This is a genomic window from Mycobacterium sp. SMC-11, from assembly GCF_046250095.1.
In the GTDB taxonomy this organism is placed as follows: Bacteria; Actinomycetota; Actinomycetes; order Mycobacteriales; family Mycobacteriaceae; genus Mycobacterium; species Mycobacterium heraklionense_A.
Window position 1 is genome coordinate 551877 of sequence record NZ_CP176430.1, and the last position, 25567, is coordinate 577443.

The window sequence follows — 25567 nt, forward strand, 5'->3', positions numbered from 1 at the left end:
GTTTTGGGTGAAGTAATCCGCATCGGTACCCGGGGTAGCTTGTTGGCCACCACCCAGGCCGGGACCATTCGCGATGCTTTGGTGGCTGCTGGGCACCCCGCTGAACTGGTCGTGATCAGCACCGCCGGGGATGTCACGTCCGGTCCTATCGCCGACATCGGCGTGGGGGTGTTCACCGCTGCGCTGCGGGAGGCCATTCTGGACGGCCGTGTCGATGCTGCCGTGCACTCGCACAAGGACCTGCCGACCGCTGCCGACTCCCGGTTCCGGCTCGCCGCAAATCCGCCTCGGGAGGACGCTCGGGACGCGCTGGTGGCGCGTGACGGATTGGTGCTGGGGGAGTTGCCGGCGGGTGCCGTGGTGGGCACATCGTCGCCGCGAAGGGCGGCACAGCTTAGAGCACTGGGTCTCGGTTTGGAAATTCGCCCCCTACGAGGCAACCTAGATAGCAGGTTGAACAGGGTAAGCAGCGGCGAACTCGACGCCATCGTGGTAGCCCGGGCGGGTCTGGCCCGGCTGGGACGCCTCGACGCGGTCACCGAGACGTTGGAACCGGTACAGATGTTGCCGGCTCCGGCCCAAGGGGCACTGGCGGTCGAGTGCCGCGCCGGTGATACGGCACTGGCGGAGCTGCTGGCGGAGTTGGACGACACCGACACCCGCCTGGCGGTTACTGCCGAGCGGACCCTGCTCGCCGAACTGGAGGCGGGTTGTTCCGCACCGGTGGGCGCGATCGCCGAAGTGGTCGAGTCCATCGATGAGGACGGCCGGGTCTTCGAGGAGCTGTCGCTGCGCGCTTGCGTGGCGGCGCTGGACGGATCCGACGTGATCCGCGCGTCCGGCATCGGCAGTCCGGACCGAGCCCGGGAACTGGGCGTGTCGGTCGCGGCGGAACTGTTCGAGTTGGGTGCGCGCGAGCTGATGGCGGACGCACGGTGAAGACGTGCGTCGGAAGTGAGTGAGAAGTGACGGGGAGTACGGAATGTCTCGCCAGGTGAGCGTGCGCGGGCAGAAGCCCAAGCCGGGCCGCATCGTTTTCGTCGGCTCGGGTCCCGGCGACCCGGGTCTGCTGACGACCCGGGCACGGACGGCGCTGACGAATGCCGCGCTGGTGTTTATCGACCCGGATGTGCCCGAGGCGGTGCTGGCGCTGATCGGCACGGACCTGCCTCCGATCGCCGGTCCGATGCCGCCGGCCCCCAAGGCGGACAAGGCCAGTGACGACGCGGCCGACAACGCCGCCGACGCCGACGATGACGCTGCCGACGAGGCTGCTGCGATCGTTCCGGGCGGCCCCGACATCCGTCCGGCGCTGGGCGAGCCGGCCGAGGTGGCCAAGATCCTGGCCACCGAGGCGCGCTCGGGTACCGACGTGGTGCGGCTGGTCGCCGGTGACCCGCTGTCGATCGACGCGGTCATCACCGAGGTAAACGCGGTGGCCCGCACCAACATTGCTTTCGAGATCGTGCCGGGCCTGCCCGCCACCAGTGCGGTGCCCACCTACGCAGGTCTGCCGCTCGGCTCGTCGCACACCGTGGCCGACGTCCGCGACCCGAACGTGGATTGGGGTGCGCTGGCTGCCGCTCCGGGGCCGCTGATCTTGCAGGCCACCACCTCTCACCTGCCGGAGGCGGCCCGCACCCTGATCGAGTACGGCCTGTCGGACGGCACGCCGTGCGTGGTCACCACCTCGGGGACCACCTGCGCGCAGCGTTCGATCGAGTCCAGTCTCGGCGGCCTGACGGAGGCGTCGGCGCTGGCGAGCATCGACCCGGTCATCCTGCCCAACGGCCAGGAGACTTCGGCCGGGCCGCTGGTGGTGACCATCGGCAAGACCGTGAGCAACCGAGCCAAGCTGAACTGGTGGGAGAGCCGCGCACTGTACGGCTGGACGGTTCTGGTGCCGCGCACCAAGGACCAGGCCGGGGAGATGAGCGACCGGCTGATCGGGCACGGCGCCTCACCGATCGAGGTTCCGACCATCGCCGTCGAGCCGCCGCGTAGCCCGGCCCAGATGGAAAGGGCCGTCAAGGGTTTGGTGGACGGCCGTTACCAGTGGGTGGTGTTCACCTCGACCAACGCGGTGCGCGCCGTCTGGGAGAAGTTCGCCGAGTTCGGTCTGGACGCACGTGCGTTCTCCGGAGTGAAGATCGCCTGCGTCGGCGAGGCCACCGCAGAGCGTGTTCGGGCGTTCGGGATCAGCCCCGAGCTGGTGCCGTCGGGTGAGCAGTCCTCGCTGGGCCTGCTGGACGAATTCCCGCCCTACGACGATGTTTTCGACCCGGTGAACCGAGTACTGTTGCCGCGTGCGGACATCGCCACCGAGACGCTGGCCGAAGGGCTGCGCGAGCGGGGCTGGGAGATCGAGGACGTCACCGCCTACCGCACCGTGCGGGCCGCTCCGCCACCGGCGACCATCCGCGAGATGATCAAGACCGGTGGGTTCGACGCGGTGTGCTTCACCTCGAGCTCGACGGTGCGCAACCTCGTCGGCATCGCCGGCAAGCCGCACGCCCGGACCCTGGTGGCCTGCATCGGCCCCAAGACCGCCGAGACGGCAGCCGAATTCGGGCTGCGGGTGGACGTGCAGCCGGAGACCGCGGCAGTGGGTCCGCTGGTCGACGCCCTGGCCGAGCACGCTGCGCGGCTGCGGGCAGAGGGTGCGTTGCCGCCGCCGCGTAAGAAGAGCCGCAGGCGCTAACGGTGACTTCTCTCGCGTTGACTCTGCGTCCACGGCGGAAAAGTGCGAGTAACGTCCGCCCTCACCGCAGAGTCAACGCATGAGAGAGCGTCCGCGCCGGCTGCGTTCCACTCCGGCGATGCGCCGGTTGGTAGCTCAAACATCGCTGGAGCCAAGGCATCTGGTGTTGCCGATGTTCGTCGCCGACGGGATCGACGAGGCGAGGCAGATCCCTTCCATGCCCGGGGTGTATCAGCACACCCGTGATTCGCTGCGCGCCGCGGCCGCCGAGGCGGTGGCGGCCGGAGTGGGCGGGCTGATGTTGTTCGGGGTTCCGACAGTGGCGGACAAAGACAGCACAGGATCGGCCGGCGCGGCTCCCGACGGCGTGCTCAACACCGCGCTGCGCGATCTCGCTGCCGATCTCGGTGATGCCACGGTGCTGATGGCCGACACCTGCCTGGACGAGTTCACCGATCACGGCCACTGCGGGGTGCTTGACGAGCGAGGTCGGGTCGACAACGACGCCACCCTGAAGTGCTACGTGGAACTGGCTGTTGCCCAAGCGGATGCGGGAGCCCATGTGGTGAGTCCGAGCGGAATGATGGACGGCCAGGTGGCCGCGATCCGCGACGGGCTGGATGCCGCCGGGCACAGCGACGTGGTGATCCTGGCCTATGCGGCGAAGTTCGCATCGGCGTTCTACGGCCCCTTCCGTGACGCGGTTGCCTCGACGCTGGCCGGGGACCGTCGCACCTATCAGCAGGAACCCGGCAACGCCCGTGAGGCGCTGCGTGAGGTCACCCTCGATCTCGCTGAGGGCGCCGACATCGTCATGGTCAAACCCGCCATGGGCTACCTGGACGTGATCGCGGCGACCGCCGCGGTGTCCTCGGTTCCGGTTGCCGCCTACCAGGTCTCGGGCGAGTACGCGATGATCGCGGCGGCCGCTGCCAACGGTTGGATCGACGGACGGTCCGCGGCGCTGGAGTCCCTGATCGGGATCCGGCGGGCCGGCGCCGACATTGTGCTGAGTTACTGGGCGGCCGAAGCGGCCGGTTGGCTGGCGTGACGGCTTCACCCGAGGGGCCGCGGCCCCCGGCCGCGGCTGCGCCTGACCGTCCCGCGGACGTCGACACCGGGTTCTGGCTGTGGCTGGCCGCCCTGCCGTTGATGACGTGCGGATACGTGGTGAACCTGCTGACCGCCCCGGAGGTCCCCGCGTCGGCGGTCACCTACCCGATCGTCGCGCTGACGGCGATCGTGGTGGTCGTGGTGGTGGCGACCTTTCTGCTGCTGATGCGCTCCGGGTATCGCTGGGCGCGCACCGTGTTGACCGGCGGCGGGATCGCCGCGGTGGTCAATGCGGTCAGTGCGCTGTGGCACGCCGATGCGAGGCCCGCGGTGGCGATTGTGGTGGCGGTCACCGGCATTGTCGGATCGGTGCTGATCGCCGCGGGCACCGTTCTGCTGCACCGATCCGAGGCGCACGCCTACTTCGTCCGATAGCCGGTTATCCGCTGCCGCCCGCAGCCGTCACGGTGACGGTGACACTGGTGGCGCCGCTGTCCGAGGCGATGATCAGCACCGGTGCACCGGGCGCCGAGACCACGTGCCCGCCGATGACACTGACCTGATAGCCGTCCGGATAGACGATGTTCGGCACCGAGATCTCGGTCTGGGTTCCGGCCGCGAACTGGCCTGTACCGCCGGCCATCTCGGTGGAGTAGCTGAATTCGAAGGTGCCGTCCTCGAACGACCAGGAGTTCGGGGTGCCGGCCACCGCAAGCGGGTACGGCTCGGACAGCTGCGTCAGTAGGTCCATGTTGATGTTGTCTTCGGTCATCGGCTGGTTCAGGTCCCAGTACCGGAGCATGGTGTAGTCCCAGAACATCCAGTTGTAGCCGTAGCTATTGGCCGCGTTGAGGGTGTCGGCGATCGAGCCGGCGTGGGTGGTTCCGCCGTACTCGGTGATCGCCACCGGTAGGTCGTATCTTGATGCGTAGTCGTCGGCGTTGCCGTGCACAATCGTCTCCCACAGTGAGCAGCCGAAGTTGCTGTCCATGAAAGCCGTTGTGGTGCAGTAGTCGTGGAATGCGAACACGACGCGCGGATCGTCCACCTCGCCCAGGTAGGTCGGGATGGGCAGGTTGCCCGACAGGACGCTGGGTTCGATGTACAGCGGTGTGGCCGGATCGACCGAGCGGACTGCTGCGGCCAACTGGTTGTAGAACGGGGTCAGCTGCTGGCCTTCGAAGAACGAGCCGCCGAAGATGGTCGACAGCCATGTCGAGCCCGGCCACGGCTCGTTCATCAGCTCGTAGCCGATCACGTTGGGGTCGTCTTTGAAGTAGTTCGCAACGACTTGCCACATCAGCGCGTAGTGGTTCTGCAGTCCGACGCCGTCTGGCCCGTCGGCGTTGGCCCAGAACGCGTCCCAGGCGTAGTTCTCCGCGGGACTCATGACGTAGCGGAATGGGAATGGGGTGTGGGGGTTGGGCAGATCGCCGGTCTGCGCCGCCCACGCCGGCGCGCCATCGCCCCAGAAGGTGGTGCCGTAGTTGTCCTGGTGCATGTCCAGGACAACGCGGATGCCGTGGTTGGACAGCGTCTGTGCGGTCTGGTTGATCAGGTCCAGATACTCGTAGTCGTAGACGCCGGGTTCGGGCTCGACCCCGGCCCAGAGGATGCCGAGCCGCACCACGTTGAATCCGTTGGCGGCCAACAGCGCGGCGTCGGCGTCGCCGAATCCCTCGGCGGCGGGGTAGAACGGCGGGTCTTTCACTACCTCGCCGAATCCGTGCAAGATGACGACTCGCCCGTCGTTGTCGACCAGCCAGCTGCCGGCAGTGGTGATGTCGGAGAGGCCGCCGGCCGGGGCGCCGTCGAGTGTGCCGAAGTGGCCATGGTCGCCGTGGGCGCCGAGTAGGCCTCCGCCTCCGCCCGCTCCGCCGAGGGCGGGTAGATCGCGTGGGCCGCTGTAGACGCCGTCGCCGGCATCACCACCGTGGCCGCCGCTGCTGAACAGCCCGACAGCACTACCGCCGTCACCCCCGTGACCACCCGCGACGCCGGACCCGCCGGCAGCGCCGTCGCCGCCATGGCCGCCGTTGCCGCCGAGGCCGAAGAGCCAGCCCGTCGCGTCGCCGCCTGCGCCGCCGGCCCCGCCGGCACCGCCATTGAAACCGAGGTCGCCGTCACCGCCGTCGCCGCCGACGCCACCGATGCCCATGATCACGCCGCCGGCACCGCCGGCACCACCTGAGGCGCCGGCGCCACCGTCGCCGCCGGCACCGCCGATGCCGAAGAGTCCGCCGTGTCCGCCGTTGCCGCCGGGCGTGTGGTCCACGGTGCTGTCCCAGCCGACGCCGCCGTCGCCGAACAACCAGCCGCCGTCGGTGCCATTGACGTGCAACGGATCTCCGTCGACGCCGTCACCGATCAGGCCGCGCCCGGTCAGTGCGAGGAACGGCTCGTTGATGAAGTTATTGACCTGTTGGCCGAGGTCGCTGTGGATCCAGGCTTCGATGCCGGTGTGGATCGGGGTGTAGATGTATTGCTGGATCCATGCGGTCAGGTCGGCCGGGTCGTAGGCCGCCGGTCCGGCAGCGGCACCCGGGATGCTGAGTTCGCCAAAGATGGTGTTCCAGTGCGCGGGGGCGAAGAAGGTGTCCCAGGCGGTGGGGGAGAACACCGCGTCCCAGTCGAGATCGTTGGTGGTGGTGTCCACGAAGGGTGCGATGGCTGCTTCGATCGCGTCGTCGAAGTCGGCCTGGGCCGCGGGCGCGACGGCCAGTGGCGCCAGTCCGAAGGTCAGGAATGCGCCTGTGGCAGTGGCAAATCCGATGGTTCGGCCGCTCATGCGGTCTGTCATGGTGAGACGCATCTCCTAGATCGCGGGGGTGACGGTGACGGTGACGGTGCTTGCTCCGCTGTCGGAGGCGATCACCAGGACAGGGGCGCCCGGCGCGGAGACGACGTGTCCTCCAGTGACGCTGACCTGGTAGCCATCGGGGTATTGCAGTGCGGGTACCGAGATCTCGGTGTGGGTGCCGGCGGCGAAGTGTCCTGAGCCATCAGTCATCTCGGTCGAGTAGCTGAAGTGGAAGGTGCCGTCCGAGAACGACCAGGAGTCCGGGGTGCCGGCCACCGCCAGCGGGTAGGGCTGGGCCAGCGTGGTCAAGGTCGCATAGTCGACGGTGTCGTCGGTTATCGGGGTGTGCAGGTCGTGGTAGCGAATCAGGGTGTAGTCCCAGAACATCCAGCTGTAGCCATAGCGGTTGGCCTCGGTCATGGTGTCGGTGATCGAACCGGTGTTGGTGGACGCGCCGAACTCGGTGATCGCAACCGGCACATCGTATTTCGATGCGTAGGCGTCGGCGTAGCCGTGCACGATCGTCTCCCACAGCGAGCAGCCGAAGTCGGTGCCGAACAGCGCCGTCATGGTGCAGTAGTCGTGGAACGCGTAGACGACGTTCGGATCGTCCACTTCGCCCAGGTACGTCGGGATCGGCAAGTTGCCGGACAGCGTGCTCGGTTCGACGTACAGCGTGGTGGTCGAGTCGACGGACCGGATCGCCGAAGCCACCTGATCGTAGAACGAGGTGAGTTGCTGGCCTTCGAAGAACGAGTTGCCGAAGATGGTCGACAGCCACGTCGAACCCGCCCACGGTTCATTCATCAGCTCATAGCCGACAACGTGCGGGTCGTCCTTGAAGTAATGCGCAACGGCTTGCCACATCTGCGCGTAGTGGTTCTGCAGACCGACGCCGTCGGGCGCGTCGGAGTTCCGCCAGAAGGCATCCCAGACGTGGTTCTCCGCCGGGTTGAGCGCATAAGTCCACGGCCAGCCGGTATCGGGATCGGGCATCCCACCGGTCTGCACCGCCCAGTCCGGGGCACCGTCGCCGTAGCCCAGGGGGCCGCCGAGTCCGGCCGCGTACAGATCCTGGTGCATGTCGAGCACGGTGTAGATGCCGTGGTTGGACAACGTCTGAACGGTCTGGTTGATGGCGGCGAGGTAGTCGTAGTCGATGACGCCGGGCCGGGGTTCCACGCCTTCCCAGAGGATGCCCACCCGCACCACGTTGAAGCCGTTGGCGGCCAGCAGCGCCGCGTCGGCATCGCTGAATCCCTCGTTCTCAGCGGCGGGATAGAACGGCGCCCGCTTGTTCACCTCGCCGAATCCGTGCAGGACGACCACCCGTCCGTCGTTGTCGGTGATCCAAGCGCCGGTGGTGCCAAGGTCAGCGACGCCGCCGGGTGGCAGGCCCTCCAGGGAGCCGAATTGCCCGTGAACACCGTGGTTGCCCAGTAGCGAGCTGCCGTTGCCGCCGGCTCCGCCGAGGGCGGGCAGTTCTCGGCCACCGGTGTAGACGCCGTCGCCGGCATCGCCGCCGTTGCCGCCTATCCCGAACAGTCCAGTTGCGCTACCGCCGTCACCGCCGTAGCCACCGACACCACTGTCGCTGCTGCCGCCGTCGCCACCGTCACCGCCGATGCCGATCAACCATCCGCCGTCACCGCCGTGGCCACCGATGGCGCCCGTGCCGCCGTCACCGCCGGCCCCTCCGGTGCCGAAGAGCCCGGCCGCGCCGCCATCACCGCCGGCAACGCCGGCTTCGGTGCTGTCCCAGCCGGCGCCGCCGTCACCGAACAGCCATCCACCCGCGGTGCCGTTGGGGATCGCTGCCGTTCCGTCGACACCGTTGCCGATCACCAGCGAGCCGAACACCGTGTTGATCACGTCGTTGACCGACTTGCCCAAGTCGCTGGTGATCCAGGCCTGCATCCCGGCGTGGATCGGGGCGTAGAGGTACTGCTGCACCCAGTCAGCCAGGTCCGCCTGATCGAAGCTGGCCGCTCCGGGCACCGCAAGGGCACCCAGTTCGGCCAGCACACCGTCCCAATGTGCGGGGGCCAGAAAGGTGTCCCAAGCCGACGGTGAGAGCACCGCGTCCCAGTCGAGGGCGTTGGTGGTGGTGGTGTCCAGGAAGGGCGCGAAGGCTGCGTCGATCGCGTCATCGAAGTCGGCCCCGGCCACCGGGGCCGCAAGCGGCGCCAACCCGAACGCCACGAACGCCCCGGCACTGACACCGAAACCGACTAGGCGGCGTCGTGCCGGGTTCTTGCCCAGCCGGTGGGTACGCGTGACGGAACGCTGACGAGTCATAACCTCAACCCCTGGCGACGGATTTTCTCAGGTAGTCATGACCCTGAGCAGGAATTCTAATAACTCCCTGCGTCAATCCTGGCAATCGTCAGCCGCGAACTGAAACACCAAACGGCCGCCGGATTGACAACGTCGGCGTGCTGAATTCAGCTGGTTGTCGGCCTGCTCTCCATGGTGTGGACGAGCTCGGCCTCGCGGTCCCGCACGGCGAGCGCGACCTCGACAAACTGGGCGACCAGGGGTGAGCGTTCATCGCGGTGCCAGCCCAGGGCGACCGCCGAGCCGGGCCAGTCGTTGATCCCCAGGAATTGCACGCCCGGGAGCGGCATGAAGTTCATGACCACCGCGCTGGTGACCGCAATGGCCGCTCCAGTCGCGACCAGTTGGGCTTCCTCAGTGATCGAGTTGATGGCAACGAGGCGGGCCTTGGTTGACTCGTCGCGTGCCGCCTCCAAACACCAGAATGCACGGTAGGCCTCGTCCACGGTGTCCCCGTTGGTGATCGGGTCATCGACGAGGTCCCGCGCGGACACCGAACCGCGTCCGGCCAGATGGTGCGAACTCGACACCATCGCCACGACCGGATCGACGAACAAAACCTCCGTCTCGATGTTGGGAAGGCCCTTCGGTAGCCGCACGAACGCAACGTCAGTGGCGCCTGATGCCAGGCCCGCCGATGAGTCATGGACCGGAAACTCTTGCATCTCAACGACTACGGCAGGGTGGCGTTCCGCGAACTCGGTCAGGATCAACGGTGTCAGTTCGAGGGCAGCGCCGGGGACGTAGCCCAGCCGCAGAGTGCCGGCCAGCCCGCGTGCGGCCCGTCGGGCTGCGGATGCAGCCTCATCCAGAACAGCGAGCGCCGTGCGCGCTCCCTCGAGAAAGGCTTCGCCTGCGGGTGTCAACGTCACCTTGCGGGTGGTGCGCTCGAGCAACTTGGCGCCGACCAGGCTCTCGAGCTCCTTGATTTGCCGGCTGAGGGCCTGCTGGGCAAGGTGGACGCGCTCCGCGGCCTTGCTGAAGTGCAGCTCTTCGGCCACGGCCACGAAGTAGCCCAACTTGCGGGTGTTGATCTCGATGGGGCTCAGCATAGCTCGGGCGGCTTGTTTCGGGGGGGCAAGCTACGCGGGTGGGCTGCCCGCAGCGCCGGTCACGGTGACGGTGACGGTGGTGGCGCCGCTGTCCGAGGCGATGATCAGCACCGGTGCGCCAGGGGCCGAAACCACATGCCCGCCGGTGACGGAGACTTGGTAGCCGTCCGGGTACTGGATCGGCGGGACCGAGATCTCGGTCTGCGATCCGGCGGCGAAATGGCCTGTGCCGCCGGCTATTTCGGTGGAGTAGCTGAGCGCGAAGGTGCCGGAGTCGAACGACCATGAGGTCGGGGTGCCGGCAACGGCCTGCGCGTATGGCGCTGACGTGGCTTCCAACCTGGACCAATCGACATTGTCGCCGACGGGCGGCTTGCTTGGGTCGAAGACCAGCGCATTTCCGGGGGCGGTGCCGGTGATGGCCGGCACCCCGTTATAGGCCCACTGCGACCAGCCCCACATGCGCTGGTCGGCGGCGTTCATCACCATGATCGCTTCCGCGGCGCCGTTCCCGGATCCGAACTCCGAGATGAGTCCCGGCACGCCGTAGGTGGTCGTGTATGCCTCGCCGTTCTCGGCCAGTAGCTCGATGTATCCCGGGCACAGCGGTGAGAGGGCCGCACTGATGCTGGTCAACATGCAGTAGTCGTGGAATGCGAAGACGCCGTGCGGGTCGTCCACCGGACCAAGCTGAGTCGGTACTGCCTCGTTGAACAGGGTGTTCGGCTCGTAGATCAACGGCGTGGTCGGGTCGACCGACCGGATCGCCGCGCTCACCTGGTTGTAGAACGGGGTCAGCTGCTGAGCTTCATAGAAAGAATTGCCGAATATCGTTGACAGCCAAGTGGAACCGGCCCAGGGCTCGTTGATGATCTCGTAGCCGGCGATGTTGGGATCGTCTTTGAAGTAGTCCGCGACGGCTTGGGTCATCCGCGCGTAGTGGTTCAACAGTCCCACGCCGTCGGGTCCTTTGGCGTTGGACCAGAACATGTCCCAGGCGTGATTCTGTGCGGGATTGAGTGCGTAGTTGAGTCCGAATCCGATGTCGGGGTTGGGCAGCCCGCCGGTTTGGGTGGCCCACTCCGGTGCGCCTTCGCCGCCGAAGACGGGGCTGAAGTCGTCCTGGTGGAAGTCGATGATGCTGACGATGCCGTGGTTGGCCAGGGTCTGCACGGTCTGGTTGATCGAGGCCAGGTAGTTGTAGTCGATAACACCTGGCTGCGGTTCCACTCCCGCCCAGATGACCCCCAGCCGTACCGAGTTGAAGCCATTGGTGGCCAGGAACGCCGCGTCATCGTCGCTGAACCCGCCGGCGGACGGCTCGTACGGCGGGATCTTGTAGACCTCGTTGAAACCGTGCAGCACGAGGACCCGACCATCGGCGTCGGTGATCCACGTGCCGGCGGTGGTGATCCCGGCGACGGCGGCCGGGGCGCCATCAAGGGTGCCGTAATGGCCGTGGTCGCCGTGGGTGCCCAGCAGCATGCTGGCGTTGCCGCCGGCGCCGCCGAGGGCGGGGAGGTCGCCGGGACCGGTGTAGGTGCCGTCACCAGCGTCGCCACCGGTGCCGCCGTTGCCCATCAGCCAGCCGCCGTTGCCGCCGGTGCCGCCGTGACCGCCCAGGCCACCGGCGCCACCATCGCCGCCCTGGCCGCCGTTGCCGAACATGCCGGCGTTGCCTCCGGCGCCGCCCGCGCCGCCGGATTCGTTGCTGTTCCAGCCGTTTCCGCCGTCGCCGAACAGCCAGCCGCCGGCGGTGCCGTCGTGGTGTTCGGCGGTGCCGTCGACGCCGTCGCCGATCAGGGCGCGGCCGGTGAGGGCGAGGAAGGGTTGGTTGATGAGGTTGTTGAGTTGTTGGCCGAGGTCGCTGTTGATCCAGTCTTCGATGCCGTTGTGGATTGGGGTGTAGAAGTACTGCAGCAGCAGGGTGTTGGGGTCGGCGACGGCGGGGCCGGCCAGGGCGGTGCCGGACAGTTCGGCAAGGACGGTGTCCCAATGGGTGGGGGCCAGGAAGGTGTCCCAGGCCGACGGCGAGAGCACCGCATCCCAGTCGAGAGTGTTGGTGCTGACGTCCAGAAAGGGCGCGAAGGCGGCGTCGATCACGTCATCGAAGTCCGCCTGGGCCGCCGGGGCGGCAAGTGGCGCCAACCCGAACGCCACAAACGCGCCTGTGGCAGTAGCGAGTCCGACAGCGCGATGGTTCTGACGGGCATTCATGGTGACGTGTTCCTCCTAGCCTGCGCGAGTCACGACGACGTGGACGGTGGTCGAACTGCCATCGGCGGCGATGACGAGGATCGGGGCGTCCGGGGCCGAGACGACGTGCCCACCGGTGACGGTGACCTGGTAGCCGTCGGGGTAGACGATGCTCGGCACCGAAATCTGGGTCTGCGCGCCGGCGCCGAACTGGCCTGAGCCGTCGGCCATATCGGTGGAGTAGCTGAAGTTCAAGGTGCCGTCCGCAAAGGACCAGGACTCCGGGGTTCCGGCGGTCGCCTGCGGGTAGGGCTGAGACAGGGCGACCACGACAGGATTGTCGGCCTGATCGCCGGTCAATGGATCGTGCAGGTTTTGGTTCAGCGCGAGTCCGTAGTTCCAGAACATCCAGCCGAATCCCTGACGGTTGGCCTCATCGAATGTGGTGGTGAGGCTGGGCACGTACCTGGTGTTGCCGAACTCGGTGATCACCGCGGGCATATCGTTTGCCTGCGCGTACGACGCGGCGTTCCCCATGACGATGTCTTCCCACAGTCCGCAGCCGAAGATCGTGTCGCCGAACAGCGCGGTGGACGTGCAGTAGTCGTGGAACGAGAACACGGTGTTGTCGTCGTCGATCGAGCCCAGGTGGGTGGGGATCGGCAGGTTGCCGACCAGCGTGCTCGGCTCGATGTACAACGTCGTGTGCGGGTCGACCGATCGGATGGCCGATCCCACCTGGTCGTAGAAGGCGGTCAACGACTGAGCCTCGAACTGCGTGCTGCCGAAGATCGTCGACAGCCACGAGGAGCCGGGCCACGGCTCGTTCATGATGTCGTAGCCGAGTACGTACGAGTCGCCCTTGAAGAAGTTGGCGACGTGTTGCCACATCAGCGCGTAATGGTCCTGTAGCCCCATGCCGTCGGGTGCTTTGGCGTTGGACCAGAACGCATCCCACGCGTGGTTCTGCGCTGGGCCGAGGTAACTGAACGGGAATCCCCAGTCGGGGTTGGGCAGCCCGCCGGTCTGCACCGCCCACTCCGGCGCACCATCGGCGCCGATCGAGGCGCTGTAGAGATCCTGGTGCATGTCGATCAGGCTGTAGATGCCGCGGTTGGCCAGCATCTGGACGGTCTGGTTGATCGACGCCAGGTAGTCGTAGTCGATGACGCCGGGTTGCGGCTCTACCGCTTCCCAGATGACGCCTACCCGCACGACGTTGACACCGCTGGCGGCAAGGAACGCGGCGTCGTCCTCATCGAACCCCTGCGCGGACGGGTAGAATGGTTCGCCCTTGTTGACCTGGTTGGTCCCGTGCAGGATGACGACGCGCCCGGCACTGTCGGTGATCCAGGTGCCCGTGGTCGACAGTCCGCTGTTGGTCACGGCCGGGGCGCCGTCCAGGGTGCCGTAGTGGCCGACGGTGCCGTGGACGCCGAGCATGCCGGCGTTGCCGCCGGCACCGCCCAGAGCGGGCAGGTCTCGGGGGCCGGTGTATGTGCCGTCACCGGCGTTGCCGCCGTTGCCGCCGTAGCCCAGCAGCCAGCCGCCGTTGCCGCCGGTGCCGCCGTGACCGCCCAGGCCACCGGCGCCACCATCGCCGCCCTGGCCGCCGTTGCCGAACATGCCGGCGTTGCCTCCGGCGCCGCCCGCGCCGCCGGATTCGTTGCTGTTCCAGCCGTTTCCGCCGTCGCCGAACAGCCAGCCGCCGGCGGTGCCGTCGTGGTGTTCGGCGGTGCCGTCGACGCCGTCGCCGATTAGGGCACGCCCGGTGAGGGCGAGGAAGGGTTGGTTGATGAGGTTGTTGAGTTGTCGGCCCAGGTCGCTGTTGATCCAGTCCTCGATGCCGGTGTGGATCGGGGTGTAGAAGTACTGCCCGATCCAGGTGGCCGGGTCGACGGCCGCGGGGCCGGCCAGGGCCGAGCCGCTTAGTTCGCTCAGCACGGCGTCCCAGTGGGCCGGGGCCAGGAAGGTGTCCCAAGCGGAAGGGGAGAGTACGGCGTCCCAGTCGAGGGAGTTAGTGCTGGCGTCCAGGAAGGGGGCGAGGGCTGCGTCGATCGCGTCATCGAAGTCGGCTTGCGCCGCGGGCGCGGTGGCCAGTGGCGCCAGCCCGAAGGTCAGGACTGCCGCGGCGGTCGCGGCAACACCGTTGACGCGGCTGCTCAGGAGGCGATTTGCGGCGGGGCTGCGGTGACGCATCATCCTGGTCCTCATCTCCAAGTTCGCGGCAAACCTGTGTAAAACATGTATGTAGGCGGAAATCTAACTCTGCCTACTGGCGCGTAACTTAAGAATCGCCAAAACCGGCCGGAGGTTGCGGCCAGGTGCTGGGAGCTTCCGGGCCGCGTTAGGCTGACCCGACATGTCTGAGCCCCAGCCGCAAGCCGCACCGCTGTTCTTCGAGCGCGGTGCCAGCTGGTATTGGGTGCTGTTCGGGCCGATCTCCGCGGGACTGCTGGTGCTGATTCAGAATTCCGGCGGCTACGGCTTTCAGCCCCTGGTTCCCACTGTGTTGTTGGTGTTGGTCTCGACGATGCTCGCCATCCAGGTGAAGGCGGCGCGTATTCACACCTCCGTCGAGCTGACGGCAGACACGTTGCGGCAGGGCACCGAGACCATTCGGGTGGCCGACATCCTGGCGATCTACCCCGAGGCCGAGCGGCCCACCGGCTGGGGCAAGCAGGAACCGAAGAAGTGGCAGGAATCCCGCGCGCTGGGCGAGCTGAGCGGGGTGCCCCGACGCCGGGTGGGCATCGGATTGAGGCTGACCGGGCGGCGCACGGTGCAGGCCTGGGCGCGTGATCATCGCAGGTTTCGCGCCGTGCTCAGTGAACTGATTCCAGAGACGGTCCCGCCCGGTGGGCCTGCCGAAACCGATGTCGAGGACGGATCGTCCTGGTGAGGGCGACAGCTCCGATTCTGCGGGCCGTGGTCGAGCTGGCCTTGGCCGCCGTCGCGGCGGTGGGCTGCGCGATGAGCTGGCTGCAGGTGCGCTATCTGGTGCTGGTCGCGCCGGTCATCGATGGCGAACCGGCGACCACCTCGGTGACCTACCACCCACGCATGCTGCTGCTGGCGTGGGTGTTGGCGACGGCCGCCGGGGTGCTGGCAGTGGTCGGCGTCGCCCGGCTGCGCCGAGCCCGCCGCGCAGCGGAGCCCATATACCCCACGGGGGTATAGTCGACGGCGTGATCACCACAGACCTTCAGTTGCGGGGAATGACCTGTGCGTCGTGCGCGGCGCGGGTGGAGCGCGGCCTGAACGCTCTCGACGGGGTGCATGCCACAGTGAACTTCGCGGTCGAACGGGCCCGCGTCGAACACGATCCGAACGTCTCGGCAGCGGATCTGGTGCGCGCGGTGGAGTCCACCGGGTATCAGGCCGCGGTGGTCGGCGCGGCCCACGATCACTCGGACGAACATGCCGATTTCCCGGCGACCCAACTACGTTCCCGGCTGGTCGTCTCGGCATTGCTGGCCCTGCCGGTGGTGGCGCTGTCGATGGTGATGCCCTGGCAGTTCAGCGGCTGGCAGTGGGTGGTGTTCGCACTCACCACCCCGATCGTGGCGTGGGGCGGTTACCCGTTCCACCTCGCCGCGCTGCGTACTGCCGTCCATCGCGCCGCCACGATGGACACCCTGGTTTCGCTGGGCACTGTTGCGGCCTATCTGTGGTCGGCGGTTGCGGTCTTCACCGGGGCGGGACATCTGTATTTCGAGGTGGCGGCGGTTGTCACGGTCTTCCTGTTGGCCGGCCGCTACGCGGAATCGCACGCCAAACGGTCGGCGGGCGCAGCGCTGCGGGAACTGCTGGAACTCGGGGCCAAGGACGCCGCGGTCATGCGGCGCGAGGACGGTGTGCTGACCGAGGTCCGGGTGCCGATCGCGGAACTGCGGGTGGGCGACGTCATCGTGGTCCGGCCGGGGGAGCGGGTCGCCGCCGACGGTGTGGTCATCGACGGCGCCACTGCGCTGGACACCTCGGCGATGACCGGTGAATCGCTGCCCGTCGAGGTGGGAGTCGGCGCCGAGGTGTTGGGCGGCTCACTCAACACCACCGGGCTGGTGCTGGTCCGAGCCACCAAGGTCGGTGCCGATACGCAGCTGGCCCGGATGGCCACGATGGTCTCCGATGCCCAGGCCGGCAAGGCGTCAGTCCAGCGGCTCGCCGATCGGGTCTCGGCGGTATTCGTGCCCGCCGTGCTGGGGATCGCCGCGCTCACCTTGGCTGCCTGGCTGCTGACCGGTGCATCTGTCGCGTCGGCGTTCACCGCGGCCGTCGCGGTGCTGATCATCGCCTGCCCGTGCGCGCTTGGGCTGGCCACCCCGACCGCCATCCTGGTGGGCACCGGCCGCGGCGCGCAGCTCGGCATTCTGATCAAGAACCCCCAGGTGTTGGAGGCCGTCAAGGACATCGACACCGTCGTGCTGGACAAGACCGGCACGGTCACCACCGGCGTCATGGCTGTCGGTGGTCTCGCGGTCGCTCGCGGCGAGGACCCCGACACCGTGCTGGCCCGAGCCGCCGCCGTCGAGTCGGGGTCCGAGCACCCGATCGCCGCGGCCATCGTCGCCGGAGCCAAGGCAGGCGGCCTTGAGATCGGCCAGGTGACCGACTTCGCCAGCCAGCCGGGTCACGGCGTGATCGGTGTGGTCGACGGCGTACGGGTGGAGGTCACCCGATCGGCCGCCGCGCACGAAACCGGGACCGCCGTCGAGGTCTCCTGGGACGGTCAGGCGCGCGGGACGATCACCCTGACCGACACCGTGCGGCCCACCAGCGCTGCCGCGGTGGCGGAGCTTCGGGCCATGGGCATCACTCCGATGCTGCTCACCGGTGACGGTGCGGCGGTGGCGCGCCTGGTGGCCGGCGACGTCGGAATCGATCCGGCCAACGTCATCGCCAATGTCTTGCCCGCGGACAAGGCCGAGGCGGTCAAACGGCTGCAGGCGCAGGGCCGGCGGGTGGCCATGGTCGGCGACGGTGTCAACGACTCGGTGGCGCTGGCCACCGCCGATATCGGGATGGCGATGGGAACCGGCACCGACGCCGCCATCGAGGCCGGTGACGTGACGCTGGTGCGCGGTGACCTCGGCACGGTTCCGACAGCGCTGCGGCTGTCCGCACGCACACTGCGGATCATCCGGCAGAACCTGGTCTGGGCGTTCGGCTACAACATCGCGGCGATCCCGCTGGCGGCGGCCGGGCTGCTCAACCCGATGATCGCGGGCGCGGCAATGGCGGCTTCGTCGGTTCTGGTGGTGACCAATAGCCTGCGGCTTCGACGGTTCGGGCGGTAAGGTCCGAAAAGTCGTCGAACAGGGGGTTTGCTCTATGTATGCACGCAACGTTTCACACGGTGTGATCGCGAAGGCAGGGGCGGTGTGCGCCGGCCTGGCGGCGTTTGCTCTGGCGGTATCCGGGCCGGCCGGTGCCGATCCGGCCAATCCCGACCCGTTCAGCCCGAGCGACTGCATCGCCAACGCGAATGCGGTGTGTAACGCCGGTCCCTACGGCCCCGACAGCCTGACCAATCCGGCGAACATAAACAGCCCGCTGAACCCGGCGAACCCGGACAACCCGGCCAATCCGATGAACCCGGCGAACCCGGAAAGTCCGATGAACCCGATGAATCCTGCGAACCCGGCCAGCCCGATGAACCCGATGAATCAGGCCTAAGTGCCGTAGGCCTGCCGACGAGTGTGCGTTTTAGTCGGTTTGCGCGCGTGAGCGCGCCCAAAAACGCACACTCGGCGAGGGAGCGCCGGGGCTATGCGGGGAGATCAGGAATCCAGCCAGGCCAACTCGGCCGGAAGCTGCTCCCGCCAATAGGTCACGTCGTGTCCGCCGGGGGAGAACCCGCCCGCCGGCGGCGGATTCAGCTGGCCGATGAAGCTCTTGGTCGCGTACGCGAAGCTGTCCGCGGTCCCGCAGTCGACGCGCAGCGGGAACGGGGCCAGCCGCGGCACCAGATTGAACACCGAGTTCGTCCGCCAGTCGTCGACGCTGTCGAATGCGCCGGCGGGCGCGCCGAAGTAGGTCATGTAGATCGCCGGGCTGATGGCACAGATTCCGGCGGTGCGCGACGGACCCAGGCGGGTGCCCAGCTGTAGCGCGCCGTAGCCACCCATCGACCAGCCCATGAACCCGACTCGGGTGATGTCGATGCCCTTCTCGGGCAGCATCGGGATCAGCTCGTTGAGCACCATCGCGCCGGCGTCCTCACCGGAGCTGTGCCGGCGCCAGTAGGTGTTGCCGCCGTCGACGGCCACCACCGCGAACGGTGGCCGGCCGGCCGCGGTCAGCTTCGCCAGCTCTTCTTCCACGCCCAGATCCATCACCCAGGCCGCGTCGCCATCCTTGCAGTGCAGGGCGATCACCGGCCGCAGCGGAGCGGTCTGTCCCGGCGGGCGGGCAATGATCCAGTTGGTCTCCACCCCGCCGCGGGCCGCGGACACGAACGAGCCGGATTCGCGGGTCGGGTAGGTAGTGCCGGTCGCCCGCGACTCGGCCGGGTGCCGCCCCGCACCCACGCCGAACAGGCCTACAGCCCCCGCGGCACCGACCCCGAGGCGCAAAGCAGCCCGGCGGGTCAAATCTGCCATGTACAGCATCATCGCGTGGCGCATGCCCGGTTTGCCCCGGCACGCCGCGGTATTGATCAGGTTGATGCCGGTTCGTTAGGAACATCGGGGACCGGCGGGCGGCCGAACTGCTGGCGAAACGCGTCCACGGTGTAACTCACGACGGTGGCCTCCCGTGGCGCACGGACCGTCGCCGAGCGGGGGATCCGCACCATGGGGCCGAGCTGGCCGGCGTACTGGTCCGGTTTGCCGATCTTGAGCAGCCCGTCGCCGGTGCCCGCCGAGTCGGGGGCGATCTCCACCTCGCCTTCGGTGACGACGTAGATCAGGTCCTCGACCGTGCCCTGCTCCAGCAGTACCGAACCCGGCCCCAGCAGGACCGGCGCCTGCTGCGGGCGGGTCGGTACGGCGGTCGGCGACAGCTGAATGACGATGTCGGCCAGCGGGACGATCCGGGTGTCGTGCGTCGCGACCACCACAACGCGATCGCCGGCCGCCAGCACCCGCAGCAATTGCACGACTTCGCCGGCACGGACGTAGTCCAGTTGCGCGGTGGGTTCGTCGGCCAGGATCAGCGGCGGATCCAGGGCCAGGGCGCGTGCCACCGCCACGCGCTGCTGCTGGCCACCACTGAGCTGCCCGGGATGGTGGGCAGTCCGATCGGCCAATCCGACTCGGGTCAGCAGATCCCGGGCGCGTTCTTGGGCGGACCATTGAGTCCATCCGGCCGCCCACATCGGGACCATCACGTTCTCCAACGCGGTCAGGCTCGGTACCAGGTTGAACGCCTGGAAGACGATGCCGACCGTGCGCCGCCGGTAGGAGGTGATGTCGCGCCGGCCTAGCGTGGTCACATCGGTGGCGCCGAACAGGATCTGACCGCTGGTCGGGCTCAAGATCCCGCCCAGGCATGACAGCAGCGTGGTCTTGCCGCAGCCGCTGGGACCGAGCACCACCACCAGCGAGCCGGCCGGGACGTCCAGGCTCAGGCCGTGGATGGGACGGATCGGTTCTCCGCCGCCGGTGGCGTATTCGATGACCAGATCACGGATCCGCAGGTCTCCCATGAGTTACGGCCCTCCGAACGCCAGCACCGGATCCACCGCGACCGCGTGGCGTAGACCCGCCAGGCTGGCCAACAGGCCGATCCCCACCGCGGTCAGGACCAGCAGCGCGAACGACGACCCGGTTACCGCCACCAGCATCGGAAACAGCGGCCCGATCGACACCGCCAAGATGCCGCCGAGCACCGCCGCGGCCACCGCGACGACTACCGCCTGCAGGGCCAGTCCGGCCAGCACCATCCAGGTGGTGACCCCGAGTGCCTTGAACACCGCGAAGTCGCGGGTACGTTCCAGCGCCGACAGGTAAATCAGGGAGCCCACGATCAGCGCCGCAACCCCCCACAGCAACACCGACATGTACGACAGGGCCATCTGGGCACCTGCCAGCGGGCGAACCATGTCGTCGACGGCGGCGGTCCGGTCCACCACCCGGTAGCCCTTCGGCACGTGCGCGGGCGCGCCCCGCACGCCGATCGCGGAGACCACCGGCTGACCCGAATACATCAGACGTTGAGCACCCGCCACGGTCAGGAAGCCATTGGGTTGGCCGGCCAGCGTGGTCGACTTCTCCACCAGACCGACGATTCGCAGCTTGTCCGCGCCCAGTTCGATCTCATCCCCGACAGCGCGCTTGAGCGTGGTCGACATCGCGATCTCGTTGGGTTCGGTCGGAGCTCGCCCCTCGGTGAGGGGCGGCATCGCGGCCTTGGGCACACCGTAGATATTCACGTTCAGCGGCGCCTTACCGTCCTGCAGGATGGTGTTGCCGTAGACCACCGGCAGTGCGGCGTCCACGCCGGAAATTCGGGCGACATCGCCGGCTTCGGCCTGCGGGAAGCGCGACGAACCCATGAACGGCCCTACCGCCGCGGTCTGGATCAGGTAGCCGTCGATGTTCAGTGAATCGACGACGTGCTCCGCCTCCACGCGGAATCCGTGGGTCAGCCCAGCCAGCACCAGGGTCAGGGCGAACACCATCGCGGTGCCCACCGCGGCAACGATGAACCGGCGCAGTCGCCACTGCAGATCGCGAAACGCGGTGATTAACATCCGCACGCGCGCATGTTATCGCAGCGTGCGGCTGTGATCGCCATCGCGGCGTGAGGCCGGAAGGGCCTCCGCAAATCCGGAATGCCCTGTCAACCGCTAGCTTTTGGGCTACAAATACACACACACGCCGCTTTCGTGCGCCCGGGCGCCCCAGGGAGGGGGTCGGTGATGAATTACGCTGCCCTGCCACCGGAGATCAACTCGTTGCGGATCTACACCGGGCCGGGCTCCGCGCCGATGCGAGCCGCCGCCGCCGCCTGGGGCGGACTCTCCGCCGAATTGCACTCAGCGGTCGCGTCGTACGAATCGGTGATCGCCGAGCTGACAGCCCAGGCCTGGCTGGGGCCGGCCTCCCAGGCACTGACTCGGGCCGCCGCGCTGTATGTGGCCTGGATGACCGCCACCGCAACCCAGGTCGACCACACGACCGCCCAGGCCAACGCGGCGGCGGCCGCCTACGAGGCGGCGCACAGCGCGACGGTGCCGCCCTCGGTGGTGGCGGCCAACCGAGCTCGCCTGCTGCTGCTGATCGCCACCAATGTGTTGGGCACCAACACCGCGGCGATCGCGGCCAACGAGGCCGAATACGGCGAGATGTGGGCCCAGGACGCGGCCGCCATGTACGCCTACGCCGCGGGGTCGGCGGCCGCCACCGGGCTCACGCAGTTCCAGAAGCCACCGCAGACCAGCAATCCCGCCGGACCGGCCAGTCAGGCCGCCTCGGTCGGGTCCGCCGAGGCCACCTCGTCGTCGTCCGACGTCCGGTCCCTGCTCAGCCAGCTGGCCTCGGGGATCTTCGGGGCGCCGCAGAGCACCTTGCTGCAGGCGGGCGCGGCGGCCGCGGTGGGGGTGGCCCAGGAGACCCCGGCGATACCCGACCTGCTCGGGCTGAACCTGATCGCGGCGACTTCGCTGGCCGCCTCGGCCGTGGGCATCGGGATATCGGCCGGCGCCTGGACGGCGGCGGACGCCAGCACCCGGGAGATCTTGGCCGAGCAGGATCAGCTCCAGATGGTGGAGTACGAGATCCTGCGCAACATCGACCTGTTCTCCCCGTTGACTCCGTCGCGGCCGATGGTGCCCGGGGCGGCGTCGATGTCGGCGGCGATGGGCGAGGCAATCACCGCCGGAAACCTGTCGGTGCCGATCAACTGGGCGGCCAATGCCCCGGAGATTCGCAGCCTGTCCTACTCCAAGCCGCTGGCCGGACCGGGCTTCGGCGGCGCGCCGCCGGCGTCGCTGGGCGCTGCCGGCACCGCGTTCAGCCAGATGGCGCTGGCGGGCATGGGCGGCAGTGCCCTGGCGGGCTCGGTCAGTCGCGGCCGCGGCGGCGCCGATGCGGCATCGTCTGCGAAAGTGCAGATGCCGCAGCGCGCGGCGGGTGACGCGACGGCTGATTCGCAGGCCGGTGATACCGAGGGCGCCCCCGGCCCGTCAATGATGGGCATCGCCGCGGAGATCCGCGAATTCGCCGAGTTACGTGACCGTGGGTTGATCACCAACGACGAGTACAACGAACAGAAGATGCGCCTGTTAGGCCGTTAAGCCATTTCCGCATTAGCGGTGATTTTTCCGCTCAAATGCCGCCCTTGTGGCTCCAAGTCTCGGTGGCTAAGCTCCGGCCACTCAGTAGTTGCTCAGGGCAGGCGAAGGGGCGGGAAATGATCGATCGGGGCAGTCAGGGGCGTCTGAGCAGGAACCGTCACACCCTGGTGGGGGCCTGCCTGGCGCTGGGGTTGGCGCCTGCGGCACCGGCATCCGCCGATTTCGACGACCTGTTCGGGTTCGACCAGCTCTTCGACGCCGCGAGTCTGGGGGCCTCCGCGCTGCCCGACCCGGCCGATGCCGCCGACGCGCTGGATCTTTCGCAGGTGGTGGGCGACGACATCTACACCTGGGCATCGGTGGTCGAGGTCGTCTTCGCCGGGCTGTTCCAGAACCAGCTCTACGCGACCGTTCACGATCTCGGCGAGATGTGGATCCAGGGCCCAGGTGTGCTGTTGGACCCGATCATCAACCCGCTCTTCGCTTTTGACGGCGCGTGCGGCCTGATCTGCAACGGTGTCAATGGCACGGTCGATCACCCGGACGGTGGCGACGGCGGCTGGCTGTTCGGCGACGGTGGCAGCGGCTACAACCCGGGCGCCTCCGAAGACGCCGAACTCGGTGTCAGCGGCGGGGACGGCGGCGACGCGAAGATGATCGGCAACGGTGGCTGGGGCGGCGACGGTGGGGCCAGCGCCGACGGCGGGGTCGGTGGTATCGGCGGCTGGCTGATGGGCAACGGCGGTGACGGCGGCTGGGGCGGAGACGGGCTCGACAGTGTCTCGGGCACCGCCGGCAACGGTGGCGACGGCGGGCTCGGCGGCGACGCCATCTCGCTGTTCGGCGCGGGCGGCCGCGGTGGTGACGGCGGTGACGGCGGCTGGGGCAACGACGGCGGTGATGGCGGCAATGGCGGCGCCGCGGGTGATGGCGGCAATGCGGTGGCCGGCTTCGGTGGCCCCGGTGGTTCCGGAGGCTACGGCGGTAACGGCGGCGCCGGCACCGCTGAGCACCCGAGCGGCGGTAACGGTGGCGACGGCGGCGCCTCCGGAAACGCCGGCAACCTAGTGTTCATGGGCAACGCGGGACCCGGCGGCTTCAGCGCTCCCGGCGGCAACGGCGGAGACGGCCTGGCCGGATCGGCCGACGGCAACGGCGGCAACGGCGGCCGCGGCGGAGACAGCGGCTCCGGCGGCTACGGCGGCAACCCGAGCCACGCTCGTGCCGGCGGCGCGGGCGGCAACGGCGGAGCTGCCGGATCGGCCACGGCCCGCGCAGGCAACGGCGGTGACGGCGGCAATGGCGGTGACGGCATGCGCGGCCATCCCAACGGAGGCGAAGCCGGCGGAGGCGGCAAGGGCGGCACCGGTGGGGCCGGTGGTGCCGGAACGGCTGCTCACCCCGATGGCGGAGCCGGCGGGACGGGCGGAAACGGGGGCACTGCCGGAGACGGCAACGCCGCCGCGGCCGGTGGGGACGGGGGCACCGGAGGCGCCGGGGGCGCGGCCGGCCCCGGTGGGTCGGTCGGTCGCGGCGGCGACGGCGGCAATGGCGGCACGGGCGGTCAGGCTCCCACGCCGGGGGCGGGCGGTAAGGCCGGTAGCGGCGGCGCAGGTGACCCCGATGGCGGCGCCGGGCAGGCCGGGGCACCCGGCAGCCGAAGTGGGTGACCAGAGCCGGTCAGTCGAGCTGATCCCGTTCTGCGGGAGCCTCCCAGGTCTGCGGCAGCATCGGCATGGTGGGGCCCGCGGCGCTCGCGGTCACGGTGGTCAAACCGGTGACCGCAGAGTCGGTCTCATGGCGCACGGTGCCCGAGAACCCCACCTGGCCCGCGCCGAGTTCCGCGCCCAGGCCGTCCGCCGAGGCAAGGTATTCATAGCGGTTGCCGGGGTCGGTCAGTGCCCTGCGCTGCCGGCGGCGGCGTACCTGAGCCGCAGGAGCGGCGCTGGCCGCCGCCACCTCCGTCGCGTCGCGGCGCCGACCCTGCACCGGCGTGCTCGCGCGCGCTTTCATCCGCGCCCCGCTGGCCGGGCCGGCACCCACCAGGTAGGGGACGAACGCCGCCTCAGATCCGGTGAACGGCGGCGGCAGAGCAGGGGCTCCACCAGCGGCCGGGGCCAGCGTCGGCGGAGCCATGGCCGGGGGAGCCGCAGGCGCGGCAGCCGGCGGCGCCGACAGTGCTGGTGCTGCCGCGGCGGCAGCCGGCACGGGCTGTGGTGGGTTCAGGGCGGGCAGCGCCGGCGCGGCGGGAGCGGAGCCGCCAGCCAAGCCGGCCAACCCGGCGACACCGACCAACCCGGCCAGCGGCGACACGGGCGCGACCAAACCGAGCATGGTCTCGGTCAGCGCCGTGACAGCCGGTGCCATCCCCAGCACGATCTCACCCGCGTAGTGCGGCGCGATCGTCATCAACACCGGATCGCTGATCAGGCTGGTGAGTGGATTGTTGCTGGCCAGATCGGCCTGGATGGCCTCGTTGATCTCGGCGATGCGAGTGGTCCACCAGCTCTCCTGGTAGATATTGCCGAAGTCCTGGGTGGGTGCCTGGCCGGTCCGGTGCTGGTGGTCGCGATGCGTCGGGGGGTTGGGATTGAGCACCGTTGGCGCGGTCGAGGCCGCCGGCGACGACGCCACCGCGGCGCCGGCCACCTCCTGATACGTGGACATCGTGGTGGCCGCCTGGACCCACATCCGGGTGTAGTCGGCCTCATTCAGAGCGATCGGAATCGCGTTGATCCCAAAGAAGTTCGTCGCTACCAGCACGGCGTGCAGGGTGTGGTTGGCAGCCAGCTCGCCCAGGGTCGGCATGGCCGCCAACGCCGAGGTATAGGCGGTGGCCGCGGTCTGATGCTGAGTCGCCAGCGTCATGCTGTCGGCGCCGGCCTTCGCCAGCCAGGACAGATACGGAACATTCGCCGCCACATAGGATTCCGCGCTCGGGCCCTGCCACGATCCCGCCTGCACCGCCGAAAGCATGGTGGAAAGTTCCTGTGCCACTTCGGTGTATTCCGTGCTCAACGCATCCCACATCGCGGCAGCCGCCAGCAATGGGCCCGCGCCCGGACCGCTACTGAGCAAGGCTGAGTACACCTCCGGTGGTGACGCCATCCAGATCGGCTCCGTCATTGCCGCCTTTCGCGCGGTGAAGTAACGAAAGCCTAAACCTCAAATCATGGCCATTCCCT

The 25567-nt window shown here is 68.6% G+C and carries 19 protein-coding genes; 10 read left to right on the forward strand and 9 right to left on the reverse strand.

Annotated features, from left to right (window positions below):
• Nucleotides 1–3 precede the first annotated feature (3 nt).
• The 4 genes from hemC (at nucleotide 4) to ACKY0X_RS02595 (ending at nucleotide 4189) form a co-directional block, all read left to right on the forward strand.
• Nucleotides 4–939, forward strand: a complete 936-nt coding sequence (gene hemC, locus ACKY0X_RS02580) for a hydroxymethylbilane synthase (RefSeq protein WP_409428188.1) — start codon at nucleotides 4–6, stop codon at nucleotides 937–939.
• Nucleotides 940–982: 43 nt separating this feature from the next.
• Nucleotides 983–2701, forward strand: coding sequence for a uroporphyrinogen-III synthase (locus tag ACKY0X_RS02585; RefSeq protein ID WP_409428189.1), 1719 nt, complete (start codon nucleotides 983–985; stop codon nucleotides 2699–2701).
• A 79-nt stretch (nucleotides 2702–2780) separates the two neighbouring features.
• A complete protein-coding gene (hemB, locus tag ACKY0X_RS02590) occupies nucleotides 2781–3752 on the forward strand; it encodes a porphobilinogen synthase (RefSeq protein WP_409428190.1) in 972 nt (323 codons plus the stop codon).
• Nucleotides 3749–4189 (forward strand): hypothetical protein, encoded by a 441-nt coding sequence (locus ACKY0X_RS02595; RefSeq protein WP_409428191.1) that lies wholly within the window; start codon nucleotides 3749–3751, stop codon nucleotides 4187–4189. Before hemB ends, ACKY0X_RS02595 begins: the two co-directional genes overlap by 4 nt.
• A 4-nt stretch (nucleotides 4190–4193) precedes the next feature.
• On the opposite strand, the gene ACKY0X_RS02600 is transcribed toward ACKY0X_RS02595, so the two are convergent.
• The 5 genes from ACKY0X_RS02600 to ACKY0X_RS02620 all read right to left on the reverse strand — a co-directional run bounded on the left by ACKY0X_RS02600 (nucleotide 4194) and on the right by ACKY0X_RS02620 (nucleotide 14341).
• Nucleotides 4194–6542, reverse strand: a complete 2349-nt coding sequence (locus ACKY0X_RS02600) for a cellulase family glycosylhydrolase (RefSeq protein WP_409428192.1) — start codon at nucleotides 6540–6542, stop codon at nucleotides 4194–4196.
• Between the two features lie 27 nt (nucleotides 6543–6569).
• Nucleotides 6570–8852 carry a cellulase family glycosylhydrolase gene (locus ACKY0X_RS02605; protein WP_409428193.1) on the reverse strand — a complete coding sequence of 761 codons (2283 nt, stop codon included), beginning with the start codon at nucleotides 8850–8852 and terminating at the stop codon, nucleotides 6570–6572.
• 146 nt (nucleotides 8853–8998) lie between these two features.
• Nucleotides 8999–9943: a LysR family transcriptional regulator gene (locus tag ACKY0X_RS02610; RefSeq protein WP_409428194.1), complete on the reverse strand. Its 945-nt coding sequence runs from the start codon at nucleotides 9941–9943 to the stop codon at nucleotides 8999–9001.
• Nucleotides 9944–9973: 30 nt separating this feature from the next.
• On the reverse strand, nucleotides 9974–12103 hold the full coding sequence (locus tag ACKY0X_RS02615) for a cellulase family glycosylhydrolase (RefSeq protein WP_409428195.1): 2130 nt from the start codon (nucleotides 12101–12103) through the stop codon (nucleotides 9974–9976).
• Between the two features lie 72 nt (nucleotides 12104–12175).
• On the reverse strand, nucleotides 12176–14341 hold the full coding sequence (locus tag ACKY0X_RS02620; protein ID WP_409428196.1) for a cellulase family glycosylhydrolase: 2166 nt from the start codon (nucleotides 14339–14341) through the stop codon (nucleotides 12176–12178).
• A gap of 160 nt (nucleotides 14342–14501) precedes the next feature.
• Here ACKY0X_RS02620 and ACKY0X_RS02625 point away from each other — a divergent pair, with 160 nt between their 5' ends.
• From ACKY0X_RS02625 to ACKY0X_RS02640, 4 genes are all read left to right on the forward strand, one after another.
• Nucleotides 14502–15041 (forward strand): hypothetical protein, encoded by a 540-nt coding sequence (locus ACKY0X_RS02625; RefSeq protein ID WP_409428197.1) that lies wholly within the window; start codon nucleotides 14502–14504, stop codon nucleotides 15039–15041.
• A 71-nt stretch (nucleotides 15042–15112) separates the two neighbouring features.
• Nucleotides 15113–15319: a hypothetical protein gene (locus tag ACKY0X_RS02630; protein ID WP_409429476.1), complete on the forward strand. Its 207-nt coding sequence runs from the start codon at nucleotides 15113–15115 to the stop codon at nucleotides 15317–15319.
• A gap of 38 nt (nucleotides 15320–15357) precedes the next feature.
• Nucleotides 15358–17439 carry a heavy metal translocating P-type ATPase gene (locus ACKY0X_RS02635; RefSeq protein WP_409429477.1) on the forward strand — a complete coding sequence of 694 codons (2082 nt, stop codon included), beginning with the start codon at nucleotides 15358–15360 and terminating at the stop codon, nucleotides 17437–17439.
• Nucleotides 17440–17521: 82 nt separating this feature from the next.
• On the forward strand, nucleotides 17522–17818 hold the full coding sequence (locus ACKY0X_RS02640) for a hypothetical protein (protein ID WP_105294391.1): 297 nt from the start codon (nucleotides 17522–17524) through the stop codon (nucleotides 17816–17818).
• 104 nt (nucleotides 17819–17922) lie between these two features.
• Here ACKY0X_RS02640 and ACKY0X_RS02645 read toward each other — a convergent pair whose 3' ends face one another.
• The 3 genes from ACKY0X_RS02645 to ACKY0X_RS02655 are packed head-to-tail and all read right to left on the reverse strand — an operon-like array spanning nucleotide 17923 to nucleotide 20837.
• Complete coding sequence (locus ACKY0X_RS02645; protein WP_105294392.1) at nucleotides 17923–18756, reverse strand: alpha/beta hydrolase; 834 nt, start codon at nucleotides 18754–18756, stop codon at nucleotides 17923–17925.
• A 44-nt stretch (nucleotides 18757–18800) separates the two neighbouring features.
• A complete protein-coding gene (locus ACKY0X_RS02650; RefSeq protein ID WP_409428198.1) occupies nucleotides 18801–19790 on the reverse strand; it encodes an ATP-binding cassette domain-containing protein in 990 nt (329 codons plus the stop codon).
• Between the two features lie 3 nt (nucleotides 19791–19793).
• Nucleotides 19794–20837 carry an ABC transporter permease gene (locus tag ACKY0X_RS02655; protein ID WP_409429478.1) on the reverse strand — a complete coding sequence of 348 codons (1044 nt, stop codon included), beginning with the start codon at nucleotides 20835–20837 and terminating at the stop codon, nucleotides 19794–19796.
• A 168-nt stretch (nucleotides 20838–21005) separates the two neighbouring features.
• Between ACKY0X_RS02655 and ACKY0X_RS02660 the strand changes: the two genes are divergently transcribed.
• Both ACKY0X_RS02660 and ACKY0X_RS02665 read left to right on the forward strand, forming a co-directional pair.
• Nucleotides 21006–22382: a PPE family protein, SVP subgroup gene (locus ACKY0X_RS02660; RefSeq protein WP_409428199.1), complete on the forward strand. Its 1377-nt coding sequence runs from the start codon at nucleotides 21006–21008 to the stop codon at nucleotides 22380–22382.
• A gap of 116 nt (nucleotides 22383–22498) precedes the next feature.
• Nucleotides 22499–24052: a PGRS repeat-containing protein gene (locus ACKY0X_RS02665; RefSeq protein ID WP_409428200.1), complete on the forward strand. Its 1554-nt coding sequence runs from the start codon at nucleotides 22499–22501 to the stop codon at nucleotides 24050–24052.
• A gap of 10 nt (nucleotides 24053–24062) precedes the next feature.
• Here ACKY0X_RS02665 and ACKY0X_RS02670 read toward each other — a convergent pair whose 3' ends face one another.
• Nucleotides 24063–25508, reverse strand: coding sequence for a PPE domain-containing protein (locus ACKY0X_RS02670; RefSeq protein WP_409428201.1), 1446 nt, complete (start codon nucleotides 25506–25508; stop codon nucleotides 24063–24065).
• Between the last annotated feature and the right edge of the window lie 59 nt (nucleotides 25509–25567).

Excerpts from the sequence above, each read along its gene's own strand:
- ACKY0X_RS02585 (WP_409428189.1), top strand. The coding sequence starts at position 983 with ATGTCTCGCCAGGTGAGCGTGCGCGGGCAGAAGCCCAAGCCGGGCCGC.
- hemB (WP_409428190.1), top strand. The coding sequence starts at position 2,781 with ATGAGAGAGCGTCCGCGCCGGCTGCGTTCCACTCCGGCGATGCGCCGG.
- ACKY0X_RS02600 (WP_409428192.1), bottom strand. The coding sequence starts at position 6,542 with ATGAGCGGCCGAACCATCGGATTTGCCACTGCCACAGGCGCATTCCTG.
- ACKY0X_RS02605 (WP_409428193.1), bottom strand. The coding sequence starts at position 8,852 with ATGACTCGTCAGCGTTCCGTCACGCGTACCCACCGGCTGGGCAAGAAC.
- ACKY0X_RS02610 (WP_409428194.1), bottom strand. The coding sequence starts at position 9,943 with ATGCTGAGCCCCATCGAGATCAACACCCGCAAGTTGGGCTACTTCGTG.
- ACKY0X_RS02620 (WP_409428196.1), bottom strand. The coding sequence starts at position 14,341 with ATGATGCGTCACCGCAGCCCCGCCGCAAATCGCCTCCTGAGCAGCCGC.
- ACKY0X_RS02625 (WP_409428197.1), top strand. The coding sequence starts at position 14,502 with ATGTCTGAGCCCCAGCCGCAAGCCGCACCGCTGTTCTTCGAGCGCGGT.
- ACKY0X_RS02630 (WP_409429476.1), top strand. The coding sequence starts at position 15,113 with ATGAGCTGGCTGCAGGTGCGCTATCTGGTGCTGGTCGCGCCGGTCATC.
- ACKY0X_RS02635 (WP_409429477.1), top strand. The coding sequence starts at position 15,358 with ATGACCTGTGCGTCGTGCGCGGCGCGGGTGGAGCGCGGCCTGAACGCT.
- ACKY0X_RS02645 (WP_105294392.1), bottom strand. The coding sequence starts at position 18,756 with ATGATGCTGTACATGGCAGATTTGACCCGCCGGGCTGCTTTGCGCCTC.
- ACKY0X_RS02650 (WP_409428198.1), bottom strand. The coding sequence starts at position 19,790 with ATGGGAGACCTGCGGATCCGTGATCTGGTCATCGAATACGCCACCGGC.
- ACKY0X_RS02655 (WP_409429478.1), bottom strand. The coding sequence starts at position 20,837 with ATGTTAATCACCGCGTTTCGCGATCTGCAGTGGCGACTGCGCCGGTTC.
- ACKY0X_RS02660 (WP_409428199.1), top strand. The coding sequence starts at position 21,006 with ATGAATTACGCTGCCCTGCCACCGGAGATCAACTCGTTGCGGATCTAC.
- ACKY0X_RS02665 (WP_409428200.1), top strand. The coding sequence starts at position 22,499 with ATGATCGATCGGGGCAGTCAGGGGCGTCTGAGCAGGAACCGTCACACC.
- ACKY0X_RS02670 (WP_409428201.1), bottom strand. The coding sequence starts at position 25,508 with ATGACGGAGCCGATCTGGATGGCGTCACCACCGGAGGTGTACTCAGCC.